The sequence below is a fragment of the Prevotella sp. E13-17 genome (assembly GCF_022024035.1).
Lineage (GTDB): Bacteria > Bacteroidota > Bacteroidia > Bacteroidales > Bacteroidaceae > Prevotella.
The window spans coordinates 530,702-546,144 of the sequence record NZ_CP091787.1 but is presented as its reverse complement, the minus strand read 5'-3'; the positions used below and the strand labels follow the sequence as shown (position 1 = coordinate 546,144).

The 15,443-nt window shown below is 48.1% G+C and carries 9 protein-coding genes and 1 pseudogene; all 10 read right to left on the bottom strand.

Annotated elements, in window-relative coordinates; genetic code table 11:
- Window positions 1-93: 93 nt before the first annotated feature.
- A complete protein-coding gene (locus L6472_RS01860) occupies window positions 94-1,743 on the bottom strand; it encodes a helix-turn-helix domain-containing protein (protein ID WP_237806674.1) in 1,650 nt (549 codons plus the stop codon).
- A gap of 201 nt (window positions 1,744-1,944) precedes the next feature.
- Window positions 1,945-2,124, bottom strand: a pseudogene (locus L6472_RS01855) (IS5/IS1182 family transposase); the annotation flags it as partial.
- Window positions 2,125-2,299: 175 nt separating this feature from the next.
- Window positions 2,300-4,426: an elongation factor G gene (fusA, locus tag L6472_RS01850; RefSeq protein ID WP_237806672.1), complete on the bottom strand. Its 2,127-nt coding sequence runs from the start codon at window positions 4,424-4,426 to the stop codon at window positions 2,300-2,302.
- Between the two features lie 39 nt (window positions 4,427-4,465).
- Window positions 4,466-4,942 (bottom strand): 30S ribosomal protein S7, encoded by a 477-nt coding sequence (gene rpsG / locus L6472_RS01845; RefSeq protein WP_027448967.1) that lies wholly within the window; start codon window positions 4,940-4,942, stop codon window positions 4,466-4,468.
- Between the two features lie 158 nt (window positions 4,943-5,100).
- Window positions 5,101-5,481, bottom strand: a complete 381-nt coding sequence (gene rpsL, locus L6472_RS01840; RefSeq protein WP_027448966.1) for a 30S ribosomal protein S12 — start codon at window positions 5,479-5,481, stop codon at window positions 5,101-5,103.
- Window positions 5,482-5,736: 255 nt separating this feature from the next.
- Window positions 5,737-6,057: a DUF3467 domain-containing protein gene (locus L6472_RS01835; protein WP_237806670.1), complete on the bottom strand. Its 321-nt coding sequence runs from the start codon at window positions 6,055-6,057 to the stop codon at window positions 5,737-5,739.
- 105 nt (window positions 6,058-6,162) lie between these two features.
- A complete protein-coding gene (rpoC, locus tag L6472_RS01830) occupies window positions 6,163-10,494 on the bottom strand; it encodes a DNA-directed RNA polymerase subunit beta' (protein ID WP_237806668.1) in 4,332 nt (1,443 codons plus the stop codon).
- A gap of 40 nt (window positions 10,495-10,534) precedes the next feature.
- A complete protein-coding gene (rpoB, locus tag L6472_RS01825; RefSeq protein WP_237806666.1) occupies window positions 10,535-14,347 on the bottom strand; it encodes a DNA-directed RNA polymerase subunit beta in 3,813 nt (1,270 codons plus the stop codon).
- Window positions 14,348-14,480: 133 nt separating this feature from the next.
- Window positions 14,481-14,861: a 50S ribosomal protein L7/L12 gene (rplL, locus tag L6472_RS01820; protein ID WP_237806664.1), complete on the bottom strand. Its 381-nt coding sequence runs from the start codon at window positions 14,859-14,861 to the stop codon at window positions 14,481-14,483.
- Between the two features lie 49 nt (window positions 14,862-14,910).
- Window positions 14,911-15,426 carry a 50S ribosomal protein L10 gene (gene rplJ, locus L6472_RS01815; protein ID WP_237806662.1) on the bottom strand — a complete coding sequence of 172 codons (516 nt, stop codon included), beginning with the start codon at window positions 15,424-15,426 and terminating at the stop codon, window positions 14,911-14,913.
- Window positions 15,427-15,443: the final 17 nt, after the last annotated feature.

The window sequence follows — 15,443 nt, the reverse complement described above, 5'->3', positions numbered from 1 at the left end:
GAAAAGGGACATATAGGAACTAACAAAAAACGCAAACCGACTAACAATTGCAAGAAATGTTAGTCGATTTGCGTCTTTTGTCTCAGTATTCCCTTAGGAAGCTTGGCTATCCTTCCACTCCTTAGGTGTCATACTGGTAATGGCCTTGAAGGTGCGGAAAAACGACATTTCGTTGGCGAAGCCCGATTGCAGCGCAACGGCTGCCACCTTGATGTCAGGCTGACTGACAAGCAACTGCTTGACATAGTCAATACGGTAGGCGTTGACAAACTGCGAGAAGGAACAGCCACGAGCAGCCTTGATGCAGTCGGACACATTACGACTGCTGGTACCTACCAGCTCAGCCATATCGGCCACCTTCAACTCACTGTTCAGATAGGGTTTCTCATTCTCCATCAGGTCGCAGATACGCGCCAACAACAGATTGTCGGGCAGAGTAGAGTCGTCAGGCACAGCAACAGACTGTGGTTTCCGTTTTCTTCTGAGGAGCCATAAAGCGGCGGCACCGCCCGTCAATACGGCAATGAAGAGTAGCGACAGCCAGAACCAGCCGTTACCTGCCTCTGCTTCAACGTCATCGGTGGTGCCAAGGTGGAATCGATACGCGGTGGCAAAAGGAGTGAAATTATTGTCAGTAATGCCACCTGTCATCAGCAGATCGCCATCGGGCAGAAGCACAGGAGTAGAGAAAGGCAGGGAATCCTGTAGTTCCGTCTCATAGAGAGTAAGGCGAGCGGGCTGCTTGTCGTACTCCACAGCGAGGACATACAGATGGAATCTCTCGTCACGCCCCACGACATAGCCTCGGTGGATAGTGCGATCGACTATGACAGACGTGAACCACTCCAAGCGTCCTCCTGCCTCAACGCTCATGGGGATGCTGCAATCGGTAGGCAGCAATTGAAGGTCGGTGCCCTCCAGTTTGGCAATAGCCGCCTCTTGGCTCTTTTTGTTAAGCACCAAGAGCAGATAGGTGTATTGGCTCGAATCCTGACTGATACGACTATCTTCGGCTGGTTTAGGAAGCAGCATGGATATGGGATACCACTCGTTGAACAACGGCATCTGCGGAGCATCGCCTTTCAAGCGATCCACAACTACTGTATCGGAGTTGAGAGCCATGTGTCCGTCCATGCATCCTATGACGAGGGCATCGTCTGAAGCTATCGGGAAGATGAAAGGAGAAGCCCGGAAGACCGACACCGCCTTGACGAACTTGCTCTGTCGCGAACCATCGAACACCTCCATGCAGTCTTCCTCGTAAGAGTTGCCACTGATGAGCACACGTCCGTCTGCCAGCAGGGCCGATGAAGGGAAGAAGCGTTTCTTCTCCATGCAGCCATAGCCCTCAAAAGTGCGTGTCTCAGGATCAAAAAGTTCCATGGTAAAAGTCTGTCCTATGCCTAAGGCTTTCTCATGACCAGCAGCCAGTAGCACTTTGCCCGATGGAAGTGGCTGGCACAAGCCGTGGTCGTGGGTATAGACCATAGGCAATACATGCCACTCACCGTTCTCGAAATACTCGGCGGTGGGCGTGGGTACGAAACCCGAAGTATGACCTCCCATGACGTATGGGATGCCATTAATGACCAGCGTGCTTCCTCCACTACGTGGGATGTTAAGGTCGGGCAGCCGCTCCACCTGCACCTTCTTCACGGTACAGGATATGGAGGCAGCAGTCTGTTGCTGTGCCTTAGCACCCGAGGCGAGCATCAGGATTAATAAAACAAATAAGGTACGCACGTACATTTTATATTATTAGGTGAGTTCTAAAAAATAATATTTGCGAGTGGAAGCCGTACCTTCTGAATCAGTTCAGTTGGTTTCAGTGCCTTATAGGGCATCGTTGGCTCGCGAAAGTGTTCGTTTATCCACTCATTTGACTTGATTATTTGACGTTAAGACACAGCTATCCCATAGAGGCAATAAGCTGCGGCTGGTATTTGTCGATTTGCAGTCTTTCTTTACCAGGATGTCCTCCAATTCAGGACGGAACATCTCGAAGTCCACAAGGGCTGATAGTTGCTCAAGGGGATTACCCATTGCAGACAATGCCTCTATGGTGAGTTCCTCCTCAAAGAGATTCTCATCCATCGGTCGCCTATATATCGTCGTTTTCATCATGATTACGTCGTTTGATGCTGCAAAGGTACAAAATTATATCGAATTATCGTCAGAAACATCTGACTATCAGTTATTTAATTTTTAGAACATCCCAAGAATAAAAAACAACCCCACCGTAGGAACGTTCTGTTCCACCGGTGGGATTGTTATGAATAGTGCTATGAAAATCCTATAATTACACCAGGTCGGCACGACCCTTAACCTCTTCAAGCACTGCCTTAGCAATAGCACTTGACAGAGGAGCGTGATGATCATATTCCATTGAGCTGGTAGCACGACCAGAAGTAATGGTACGAAGAGCGGTTACATAACCAAACATCTCTGACAGGGGCACCTTAGCCTTAACGACACGAGCGCCAGAGCGAGCCTCTTCCATGCCTTCTACCTGACCACGACGCTTGTTGAGGTCACCAATCACGTCACCCATATTCTCCTCTGGAGTAACAACCTCGAGCTTCATGATAGGCTCCATCAGCACGGGCTTAGCCTTTGCACAAGCCTCCTTGTATGCCATCTGAGCTGCAATCTCGAATGAAAGCTGGTCAGAGTCAACGGGGTGGTAACCACCATCAACAACAACAACCTTCAAAGAGTCAACAGGATAACCACCAAGGATACCGTTCTTCATCGCGGTCTCAAAGCCCTTCTGGATAGATGGGATAAACTCCTTAGGAATGTTACCACCCTTAACCTCGTTAACGAACTGCAAGCCAGGATTGGTCTTCAGATCATAGTCCTCATCAACGGGACCAACCTTTACAAGCATCTTAGCGTACTTACCGCGACCACCAGACTGCTTCTTGTAGGTCTCCTCGATTTCTACCTCCTTCATGATAGCCTCCTTGTAGTTAACCTGAGGCTTACCCTGGTTACATTCTACCTTAAACTCACGCTTCAAACGGTCGATAATAATATCAAGGTGAAGCTCACCCATACCAGAGATAATGGTCTGACCACTCTGCTCGTCTGTACGAACGGTGAAAGTTGGGTCTTCTTCAGCCAACTTAGCAAGACCATTGTCTAACTTAGCAATATCAGCCTGAGACTTTGGCTCAACAGCGATAGAGATAACGGTATCGGGGAAGGTCATAGACTCCAGTACGATGGGTTTCTCTTCATCACAAAGAGTATCACCAGTACGAATATCCTTGAAACCTACACCTGCACCGATGTCACCAGCATCGATAGACTCCATAGGAATTTCCTTATTAGAGTTCATCTGGAACAGACGGCTAATACGTTCCTTCTTACCAGAACGAGGATTATAAACATAAGAACCAGCCTTCACGCTACCTGAGTAAACGCGGAAGAATACCAGACGACCCATATATGGATCAGTAGCAATCTTAAATGCGAGTGCTGAAGTAGCCTCATCCTCGCTGGGCTTACGACTTTCCTCCTCATCTGTCTCGGGATTGGTACCGATAACGGCCTCAGTATCCAGAGGTGAAGGCAGGAATGCGCAGATATAGTCAAGCAGAGGCTGTACACCCTTGTTCTTATAAGAAGAACCACAGAGCATAGGCGTGCACTCCATAGCGATAGTACCTTTACGGATAGCAGCGATAATCTCGTCCTCAGTGATTGAGTTAGGATCGTCAAAGAACTTCTCCATCAGTGCCTCGTCGTACTCAGCAGCCGATTCGAGCAACTTCATACGCCACTCTTCGCACTCATCTGCCAAGTCAGCAGGAATCTCTTCAATATCATACTCTGCACCCATAGTCTCATCGTGCCACAGAATAGCCTTCATCTTGATAAGGTCAACGAGACCCTTGAAGTTCTCCTCAGCACCGATGGGCACCTGAATAACAACGGGATTAGCGCCCAGGATATCTCTCATCTGCTGTACAGTCTCAAAGAAGTCTGCACCAGAACGGTCCATCTTATTCACATAACCTACGCGAGGTACGTTGTACTTATCAGCCTGACGCCATACAGTCTCTGACTGAGGCTGTACACCATCAGCAGCAGAATATGTAGCAACTGCACCATCGAGCACACGCAGTGAACGCTCAACCTCAGCGGTGAAGTCCACGTGACCCGGAGTGTCGATCAAGTTAATCTTATAGTTGTTGTTATTCCACTTCCAATTGCAGGTTGTAGCTGCAGAGGTAATGGTAATACCGCGCTCCTGCTCCTGTGCCATCCAGTCCATCGTAGCTGCACCATCGTGCACCTCACCAATCTTGTGGGTCTTACCTGTATAGAACAGGATACGCTCAGAAGTGGTAGTCTTACCGGCATCGATGTGAGCCATGATACCGATGTTGCGGGTCAAATGCAAATCTTGTTTTGCCATTGTCTCTTTACCTTTATACTATTATACCTTTTAACTTAATTAGAAGCGGAAGTGTGCGAATGCACGGTTAGCCTCAGCCATACGATGCATATCCTCCTTACGCTTGAAGGCACCACCCTGATTATTGAATGCGTCCATAATCTCAGCAGCCAGCTTGTCAGACATTGACTTACCACTGCGCTTGCGAGCAAACTGGATCATATTCTTCATTGAAATGCTCTCCTTACGGTCTGGGCGAATCTCTGTGGGGACCTGGAAAGTAGCACCACCGATACGACGGCTCTTAACCTCTACCTGAGGAGTGATATTATCCAGAGCCTGCTTCCAGATTTCCAGGGGAGCCTTCTCTGCATCCTTCATCTTGTCTTTTACAATCTCCAGAGAGTTGTAGAAAATCTCATAAGACTTCGACTTTTTACCGTCGAACATCAGATGATTCACAAACTTTGAGACCTTCTGGTCGTTGAACACGGGATCGGGAAGGATCACGCGCTTCTTTGGTTTTGCTTTTCTCATTTTGTTGTTTTGTTCTTTTTGTCTGCTTGGGGCTGTTCTTTGTCTGTTCTTCAACGCCACGCTCTCGGGCATTTACTCAACCTGTCTATTAACAATTCTCCAGCAAAACGGGTTTGTTTCTTTTTGTTTTTGGCCTTCTAACCTTCACCGGTTAGTTTTTACTTCTTGGCCTTTGGACGCTTAGCACCGTACTTAGAACGACGCTGTGTGCGGTTTGCTACGCCAGCGGTATCAAGAGTACCACGAACGATGTGATAACGTACACCAGGAAGGTCTTTTACACGACCACCACGCACCAATACGATTGAGTGCTCCTGCAGGTTGTGACCCTCTCCGGGAATGTAACTGTTGACTTCCTTCTGGTTAGTCAAACGAACACGGGCTACTTTACGCATAGCCGAATTAGGCTTTTTAGGAGTTGTCGTATAGACACGTACACAGACACCACGACGCTGAGGACAGTTATCCAAAGCTGGTGACTTTGACTTGTCAACGATTTCCTTTCTGCCTTTGCGAACCAATTGTGAAATTGTAGGCATAATTACTTTAATTTTTTGTTTTTATTATATATTTATATTGTATATATTCTATACGCCACAATATCCCCTCGTTAATCGCAGGGACATTTCGGGGTGCAAAGGTACGACATTTTCCCCAATCCACCTAATTTATAAGAAAGGAATATTCTTTAAAAAGTGTAAGTTTAACAAAAAATAAGGTTTTTAACAATTTATATCTCAAAACCGATCATGCTTTGAGATATAAATTGTGATAATTAAGATTCAAGGAGCAACCTATGCTTCGCCTTTGCCGCTATTGAATGGGGCAATAGTGCGCGGGCCTGCCTGCTCTGGCATTTTAATAGGCCCAAAGGTCTTTTCATAACGCATAATGTTTTCCTGTAATGCCCCCAACAGACGCTTTGCATGTTCAGGTGCCAAGATAACACGACTACGGACCTGTGCCTTAGCCAATCCTGGCAGCATACGGGCGAAGTCAACGACAAACTCTGACGAAGAATGCGTAATAATTGCGAAGTTAGCATATTCCCCCTGCGCCTTATCGGGCAAAAGTTCTACTTGAAGTCCCTGTTGTTTCTGATCGTTTTCGTTCATATTCTTTTGGTATTAAATAATTAATGACATGCAAAAATAAACAAAAAAGCCGAAAGTACAAAAACTTTCGGCCTTTAATATAATGCTAATTATGTAAGATACATATTAGTTCTCATCGAGTACAGACTCTTCTACAAAGTCCAACACATTTTTGCGGTTTGCCTGCATGCGCTCATAGTCTTCCTTTGAGCCAACAATAATCTTCTCAAACTCACGCAGACCAGTACCTGCAGGAATCAAATGACCGCAGATTACGTTCTCCTTCATGCCTTCGAGGAAGTCCTGCTTACCTCGGATAGCAGCCTCGTTCAGAACCTTCGTGGTTTCCTGGAACGATGCAGCCGACATGAACGACTTAGTCTGGAGGGCAGCGCGTGTGATACCTTGCAGAATCTGAGTAGAAGTAGCAGGCACAGCGTCGCGCACCTGAACGGTACGCAAGTCGCGACGCTTCAGAGAAGTGTTCTCATCACGCAAGCGACGAGCTGTGACGATCTGTCCCTTCTGCAGGTTCTCAGAGTCACCGGCATCAACAACAACCTTCTTACCCCAGATACGATCGTTTTCCTCTGCGAAGTCAAGCTTATCGATGATGTCAGACTCAAGGAATGAAGTATCACCAGGATCATTAATCTGTACCTTACGCATCATCTGACGCACAATGATCTCGAAGTGCTTATCGTTGATTTTGATACCCTGCAGACGATACACGTCCTGCACCTCGTTAACGATATACTCCTGAACAGCGGTGGGACCCTTAATGGCAAGGATATCGCTTGGAGTGATAGCACCATCAGACAGAGGAGTACCAGCACGAACAGCATCGTGTTCCTGTACCAGAATCTGCTTAGACAGAGACACCAAGTACTTACGCTGGTCGCCAGACTTAGAGGTGACGATGATCTCACGGTTACCACGCTTTACCTTACCCATGGTTACCTCACCATCAATTTCACTTACGACAGCAGGGTTAGATGGGTTACGAGCCTCGAAGAGCTCAGTTACACGAGGCAGACCGGCGGTAATATCACCACCCTTAGCAGCAGCACGAGGAATCTTTACGAGGGTTTCACCAGTCTTCACTGTCTGTCCATCCTCAACCACCACGTGACCACCCACAGGGAAGTTATAAGTACCGATTTTCTCGCCATTAGCGTCCAGCACATCACAGGTTGGCACCTTCGTCTTGTCCTTAGACTCAGTGACGATCTTCTCTGTCAAGCCAGTAGTTTCGTCGGTCTCGGCACGGAAAGTTACACCCTCGATGACATCATTGAATCTCAAGGTACCACTGTACTCAGTTACAATAACAGCGTTGAATGGGTCCCACTGAGCAATCTTGTCGCCCTTAGCAACCACGTCGCCATTCTTGAAATAGAGTGAAGAACCATAAGGAACGTTCACCGTAGAGAGCACAATCTTTGTATTAGGATCAACGAAACGAAGTTCACCCAGACGGCTGACAACCATCTCGCACTCGCGTCCATCCTCATCAAACGGAACAGTACGTACCTCCTCGAGTTCGATGCGTGCACTCTCGTACTTAGATACGATACTTGCATTAGCAGCTGCGTTGGCAGCCACACCACCGGCGTGGAACGTACGCAGAGTCAGCTGAGTACCAGGTTCACCGATAGCCTGTGCGGCAATCACACCGACAGCCTCACCCTTCTGAACCATACGACGGGTTGCGAGGTTACGTCCGTAACACTTCATGCAGACACCCTTCTTCGACTCACAAGTGAGCACTGAACGAATCTCAACGCTCTCGATTTCAGACTTCTCAATTTCCTCAGCAATAGCCTCGGTGATTTCCTCACCAGCAGGAACAATCACCTCACCGGTCTTAGGATTGATCACGTCATGAACAGATACACGACCCAGGATACGCTCAGAGAGAGAAGAAATCACCTCGTCACCGCTCTTCAGGGCTGTGCAAACCAGACCACGGAGCGTGCCACAGTCTTCCTCGTTGATAATCACGTCATGTGAAACGTCAACCAGACGACGAGTCAGGTAACCAGCGTCGGCAGTCTTCATGGCCGTATCAGCCAAACCCTTACGAGCACCGTGCGTAGAGATGAAGTACTCCAACACAGACATACCCTCCTTAAAGTTTGACAGAATGGGGTTCTCAATAATCTGATGTCCCTCGGCACCAGCTTTCTGAGGCTTAGCCATCAGACCACGGATACCGGAAAGCTGTTTAATCTGGTCTTTACTACCACGGGCACCAGAGTCAAGCATCATGAATACGGCATTGAAGCCCTGGTCAGCCTCAGTCATCTCCTTCATCAGGATGTTACCGATATCATTATTGACGTGTGTCCATGTATCAATAACCTGATTATAACGCTCGTTATCGGTGATGAATCCCATATTATAGTTGTCGGTGATCTGCTGTACCTCTTCATTACCCTTAGCAATCAGATCGGCCTTCTCCTTAGGAATGATAATATCATCAAGGTTGAACGACAGACCAGCCAGATATGCCATACGGTAACCCAGGTTCTTAATACCATCAAGGAACTCACAAGCCTCTGCAAAACCTACGTTCTTAATCACATCGGCAATAATATCACGCAGAGACTTCTTAGAGATGACCTTATTTACGAAACCAACCTCATCAGGAATGATACCATTGACAATCACACGACCTACAGAGGTCTCAACCTGATGACGCACCTTGATGCCGTCAACCACATCGTCAACAATCACCTTTACCTGTGCATGGAGGTCGCACTTACCCTCGTTGTGAGCAATAATAGCCTCTTCTGGGCCATAGAATGAGAGTCCCTCACCCTTAGCTCCCGGACGAATCTTTGTGATATAATACAGACCAAGCACCATATCCTGCGAAGGAACGGTGATAGGTGCGCCATTGGCAGGGTTCAGAATATTATGGCTCTGCAGCATCAGCAGCTGAGCCTCGAGGATAGCCTCATTTGACAAGGGGAGGTGAACAGCCATCTGGTCACCATCGAAGTCGGCGTTGAACGCCGTACATGCCAATGGGTGCAACTGGATAGCCTTACCCTCAATCAATTTAGGCTGGAAAGCCTGAATACCCAGACGGTGCAGTGTTGGTGCACGGTTCAGCAATACAGGGTGTCCCTTCATGACATTCTCCAGGATGTCCCAGATCACAGGTTCACGACGGTCCACAATCTTCTTGGCGCTCTTAACAGTCTTCACAATGCCGCGCTCAATAAGCTTACGGATAATGAATGGCTTATACAGCTCGGCAGCCATCAACTTAGGCAGACCACACTCACCCATCTTCAACTCAGGACCAACGACGATAACCGAACGAGCTGAGTAGTCAACACGCTTACCGAGCAAGTTCTGACGGAAACGACCAGACTTACCCTTCAATGAGTCAGAGAGAGACTTCAGAGGACGGTTGCTGTCGCTCTTCACCGCAGACGACTTACGACTATTGTCGAACAATGAGTCAACAGCCTCCTGCAGCATACGCTTCTCATTTCGCAGAATCACCTCAGGAGCATGAATCTCCATCAGTCGCTTCAGACGGTTGTTACGGATGATGACACGACGATAGAGGTCGTTCAAATCCGATGTAGCGAAACGTCCACCATCCAGGGGCACCAGAGGACGAAGCTCAGGAGGTGTCACAGGGATAATCTTCATGATCATCCACTCAGGACGGTTAATACCCTTCTCTACAGAAGAGCGGAAAGCCTCTACTACTTGCAGACGCTTCAGAGCCTCGTTCTTACGCTGCTGAGAAGAGTCGGTATTAGCGCGGTCACGCAGTTCGTACGACAGAGAGTCAAGGTCAAGTCCCTGAAGCAGTTCATAAACAGCCTCGGCACCCATCTTAGCAACGAACTTGTTAGGATCGCTGTCATCCAGATAGTAGTTGTCCTCAGACAGCTGGTTATCGAGCAGATCATTATACTCTTCTTCAGAGAGCAAGTCATACTTCTGTGAGCCCAGCAAAGGATTACCCTCTGCATCCTTACGACCCTCCAGCACACCAGGCTGGATAACGACGTAGCGCTCGTAGTAGATAATTGCATCCAACTTCTTTGTAGGCAATCCCAGCAGATAGCCAATCTTGTTAGGCAAACTGCGGAAATACCAGATATGAGCTACGGGCACAACAAGTTCAATATGTCCGCTACGCTCACGACGTACCTTCTTCTCGGTCACCTCAACACCGCATCGGTCACAAACGATACCCTTATAGCGGATACGCTTGTACTTACCGCAGGCGCACTCATAGTCCTTAGTAGGACCGAAGATACGCTCACAGAACAGACCGTCGCGCTCAGGCTTATAGGTACGATAGTTGATGGTCTCAGGCTTGGTAACCTCACCGAAAGAACTCTCGAGGATTTCCTCGGGAGAGGCCAATCCGATGGTGATCTTGGTGAAGTTATTCTTTGTCTTTGAATCTTTCTTGAAAGCCATATTTCAATTCTTAATTCTTAATTCTTAATTCAAAATATCATCAGTCGAGGGTTACGCTGAGTCCAAGACCACGCAGTTCATGCAACAGCACGTTGAGTGACTCTGGAATACCAGGTGTAGGCATAGGTTCACCCTTAACGATAGCCTCGTAAGCCTTAGAACGACCAACAGTATCGTCAGACTTGATTGTCAGAATTTCCTGAAGCACATGGCTGGCACCGAAGGCCTCCAGTGCCCAAACCTCCATCTCACCAAAACGCTGACCACCAAACTGTGCTTTACCACCGAGAGGCTGCTGCGTGATAAGACTGTATGGGCCGATAGAACGAGCGTGCATCTTATCCTCTACCATGTGACCCAGTTTCAAGAAGTAAGTGATACCTACCGTTGCAGGCTGGTCGAAGCGCTCACCGGTCTCACCGTCATACAGGTGGGTAGAGCACAGACGAGGCAGACCTGCCTTGTCGGTCCACTCAGCCAGGTCTTCCAGCTTAGCACCGTCGAAGATAGGTGTAGCGAACTTCACGCCCAGACGCTTACCGGCAGCACCGAGGATAGCCTCGAAGATCTGACCGAGGTTCATACGAGAAGGCACACCCAGTGGGTTCAGTACCAAGTCAACAGGACGACCATCCTCGAGGAATGGCATATCCTCCTGACGTACGACCTTAGACACGATACCCTTGTTACCGTGACGACCAGCCAGCTTATCACCCACACCGATCTTACGTTTCTTAGCTACATAGACCTTAGCCATCTGCAGGATGCCAGAAGGCAGCTCGTCACCGATGGTGATTGCAAACTTCTTACGCTTCATCTCTGCATCAAGCAGTTTGTACTTCTTCATATAGTTGATGATGAGCTGAGCAATCAGCGTGTTCTTGTGCTCATCATTGGTCCAGTTGCTTGTCTGCACGTCACCATACTCCAGATTCTTCAGGTTTGTCATGGTGAACTTAGAACCCTTAGAGATAATCTCTGCACCAGTGTAGTCCTTCACACCCTGTGAAGTTCTGCCCTTGGTCAGCTCCAGCAACTTATCAACCAGGATATCCTTCAGGTCCTCAACCTTTGCCTCATACTCCTCGTCGATCTTAGCCAGGATCTGCTTATCCTGCATCTTGGTCTGACGAGTCTTGATAGCACGAGCAAACAGTTTCTTATCGATAACGACACCCGTCAGTGAGGGGTTAGCCTTCAGTGAAGAGTCCTTCACGTCGCCAGCCTTGTCACCGAAGATAGCACGAAGCAGTTTCTCTTCAGGTGAAGGATCGCTTTCGCCCTTAGGTGAAATCTTACCAATCAGGATATCGCCTGGCTCTACACGAGCACCAACGCGAATTACGCCATTCTCATCGAGGTCCTTAGTAGCTTCCTCACTGACGTTAGGAATATCAGCGGTGAACTCCTCCATACCACGTTTTGTCTCACGCACATCAAGAGAGTACTCATCCACGTGAACTGAAGTCAGCACATCCTCACGAACGATACGCTCGTTCAAAACGATAGCATCCTCGTAGTTGTAACCCTTCCAAGGCATGTAAGCCACCAACAGGTTACGACCCAGAGCCAGTTCGCCATTCTCAGTAGCATAACCCTCAGTCAGGATATCACCCTTCTTCACACGCTGTCCCTTATTGCAGATAGGACGCAAGTCGATGGTCATGTTCTGGTTGGTACGACGGAACTTAGCAATACGGTATTCCTTCAGTGCAGGCTCGAAGCTTACAAACTCCTCGTCCTCTGTGCGATCGTAGAGGATACGAATGGTCGTAGCATCGACATACTCGATAACACCATCGCCCTCGGCAGTTACCATGGTACGAGAATTCTCACAAACCTGTTTCTCGATACCAGTACCGACGATAGGAGCTTCGTTGTGAAGCAGAGGTACAGCCTGACGCATCATGTTAGATCCCATCAGTGCACGGTGAGCATCGTCGTGCTCCAAGAAAGGAATCAGAGATGCAGCGATAGAGGCAATCTGCTGTGGAGATACATCCATCAGGTTCACCTCTGAGGGAGGAACGACAGGGAAGTCGGCATCCTGACGACACTTAACGACGGGACGAATGAACGTACCATCATCGTTCAAAGGAGCATTACCCTGACCAATGATAAAGTTCTCTTCCTCCTCGGCAGTCAGATATACGATATCATCATTATTTAAGTTGGCAACACCATTCTCCACCTTACGATAAGGAGTCTGAATGAAGCCCAGCTCATTAATCTTAGCATATACACAGAGCGAAGAAATCAGACCGATGTTAGGTCCTTCTGGGCTCTCGATAGGACACAGACGACCGTAGTGTGTGTAGTGTACGTCACGAACCTCGAAGCCGGCACGCTCACGAGACAGACCGCCAGGACCGAGGGCCGAGAGACGACGCTTGTGAGTAACCTCTGCCAGAGGATTCGTCTGGTCCATGAACTGTGACAGTGGGTTTGTTCCGAAGAACGAGTTGATAACACTAGAAATCGTCTTAGCGTTGATCAAGTCCGTAGGTGTGAACACCTCGTTGTCACGCACGTTCATGCGCTCACGAATGGTGCGGCTCATACGTGCCAGACCAATCGAGAACTGGTTAGACAGCTGTTCACCAACGGTGCGCACGCGACGGTTTGACAGGTGGTCAATATCATCGACAGCAGCCTTAGAGTTGATCAGCTGGATGAGATATTTGATAATCTCGATAATATCTTCTTTTGTCAGCACACGAACATCCATATCGGTGTCGAGTCCCAACTTCTTATTGATTCTGTAGCGACCCACATCACCCAGGTCATAACGCTTGTCAGAGAAGAACAGGTTCTGGATCACCTCACGAGCGCTGGCATCATCGGCAGGATCAGCATTACGCAACTGACGGTAGATGTAGAGCACAGCCTCTTTCTCTGAGTTTGATGGGTCCTTGGCCAACGTATTGAAGATGATAGAGAAGTCCTGAGCCGTATTCTCGTCCTTATGAACCAGAATAGTCTGAGCACCACTCTCAAGGATGTCAATCATGTTGTCCTCCGTGATCTCGGTCTCACGATCCATGATCACCTCGTTACGCTCGATTGAAACAACCTCACCGGTATCCTCATCTACGAAGTCCTCATTCCAGCTCTTCAGCACACGGGCAGCCAGCTTACAGCCAACCACCTTCTTCAGAGCAGTCTTATTAACCTTCACCTCCTCGGCGAGGTCGAAAATCTGCAGAATGTCCTTATCGGTTTCGTAACCGATGGCACGCAGCAGCGTAGTAACAGGCAACTTCTTCTTACGATCGATATACGCATACATCACATTGTTGATGTCAGTAGCGAATTCAATCCAAGAACCCTTGAATGGGATGATACGGGCTGAATACAGCAAGGTGCCGTTTGCATGCACGTTCTGGCCAAAGAATACGCCAGGCGAACGGTGCAACTGTGAAACGACAACGCGCTCGGCACCATTTATCACAAACGTACCGTTAGCTGTCATATAAGGAATAGGACCGAGGAATACATCCTGGATCACTGTTCCGAAATCCTCGTGGTCAGGATCCGTGCAGTATAGCTTCAGCTTAGCCTTCAAAGGTACACTATAAGTCAGACCACGCTCCAAACACTCATCGATGGTGTAGCGAGGCGGGTCGATATAATAATCCAAGAACTCAAGGACGAAATTATTACGAGTATCAGTGATAGGGAAGTTCTCTGCGAACACCTTATACAAACCGTCGTTCTTGCGTTCCTCAGGCGGAGTGTCTAACTGCAGGAAGTCTTTGAAAGACTTTAATTGCACATCGAGGAAATCCGGCAGCGGCATAGGATTCTTGACGCTACCAAAGTTTACTCTGTTGTCTATTACTTTCGATGTCATATGATAATGTAATGATTCTATAAAGCCGGAGATTCCGGAGTCTCCGGTCAAACCGGATCTATAAAAAGACAAGAAAAGGCTAGGAACCCTCTACTTGAGAGTCCCTAACCATTAAATATTGTTGTGCTTAAAATTACTTCAGCTCAACTACGGCACCAGCAGCCTCGATAGCCTTCTTCAGGTTCTCAGCCTCTTCCTTAGCCAGACCTTCCTTAACGGTAGCAGGAGCACCGTCTACGAGATCCTTAGCCTCTTTCAGGCCCAGACCGCAAGCTTCCTTAACAGCCTTTACAACCTGCAACTTAGCAGCGCCAACCTCCTTCAGGATTACATCGAAAGAGGTCTTCTCCTCAGCTGCGGGAGCAGCGCCACCAGCAGCGGGACCAGCAGCTACAGCAACGGCTGCAGCAGCAGGCTCAATTCCATACTCGTCCTTCAGGACTGTTGCCAACTCGTTAACTTCTTTTACAGTAAGGTTTACCAACTCTTCTGCAATAGCTTTGATATCTGCCATTTTATTTAAATTTTAATTGTTTTTAATGTTAATGAAATTACTTTTTCGCTTATTTGTTACGCTCAGCGACAGCGTCAAGCAGGCCGTGGATCTTGCCACCGGCATTGAGGCCAGAAACAACATTCTTGATCGGCGACTGCAGCAGAGCCACAACTTCGGCGATAAGTTCGTTCTTGCTCTTGATAGCAACAAGCTCGTCAAGTTTGTCAGCACCAACGAAGATGCTCTCCTCAGCATAAGCACCCTTCAAAGCAGGGATACCATCCTTCTTATATTCCTTGATAAGCTTAGCAGGTACGTTTGCCGTATTGCAGAACATTACGGCAGTATTGCCCTTCAAGCACTCGTAAAGAGGTGAGAAATCGATCTCTGAAGCCTCGAAAGCTTTGTGGAGAAGCGTGTTCTTCACAACGAGAAGCTTAATCTCATTCTTGAAGCACTTGCGACGCAGGTCGCTGGTAGCCTCTGCATTCAGTCCGGCCAAGTCAACCAGATAGAAGTGAGGATATTGCTTCAGCTGCTCTCCGAGTTCTACGATAATAGTATCTTTTACTTCCTTTTTCATTTTACTAAACTTTTAAC

What these genes read in the sequence shown, in the direction of transcription:
- L6472_RS01835 (WP_237806670.1), bottom strand. Translation starts at nt 6,057, where the DNA reads ATGAACGAAAACGATCAGAAACAACAGGGACTTCAAGTAGAACTTTTG.
- rplL (WP_237806664.1), bottom strand. Translation starts at nt 14,861, where the DNA reads ATGGCAGATATCAAAGCTATTGCAGAAGAGTTGGTAAACCTTACTGTA.
- fusA (WP_237806672.1), bottom strand. Translation starts at nt 4,426, where the DNA reads ATGGCAAAACAAGATTTGCATTTGACCCGCAACATCGGTATCATGGCT.
- rplJ (WP_237806662.1), bottom strand. Translation starts at nt 15,426, where the DNA reads ATGAAAAAGGAAGTAAAAGATACTATTATCGTAGAACTCGGAGAGCAG.
- rpsL (WP_027448966.1), bottom strand. Translation starts at nt 5,481, where the DNA reads ATGCCTACAATTTCACAATTGGTTCGCAAAGGCAGAAAGGAAATCGTT.
- rpoB (WP_237806666.1), bottom strand. Translation starts at nt 14,347, where the DNA reads ATGACATCGAAAGTAATAGACAACAGAGTAAACTTTGGTAGCGTCAAG.
- rpoC (WP_237806668.1), bottom strand. Translation starts at nt 10,494, where the DNA reads ATGGCTTTCAAGAAAGATTCAAAGACAAAGAATAACTTCACCAAGATC.
- rpsG (WP_027448967.1), bottom strand. Translation starts at nt 4,942, where the DNA reads ATGAGAAAAGCAAAACCAAAGAAGCGCGTGATCCTTCCCGATCCCGTG.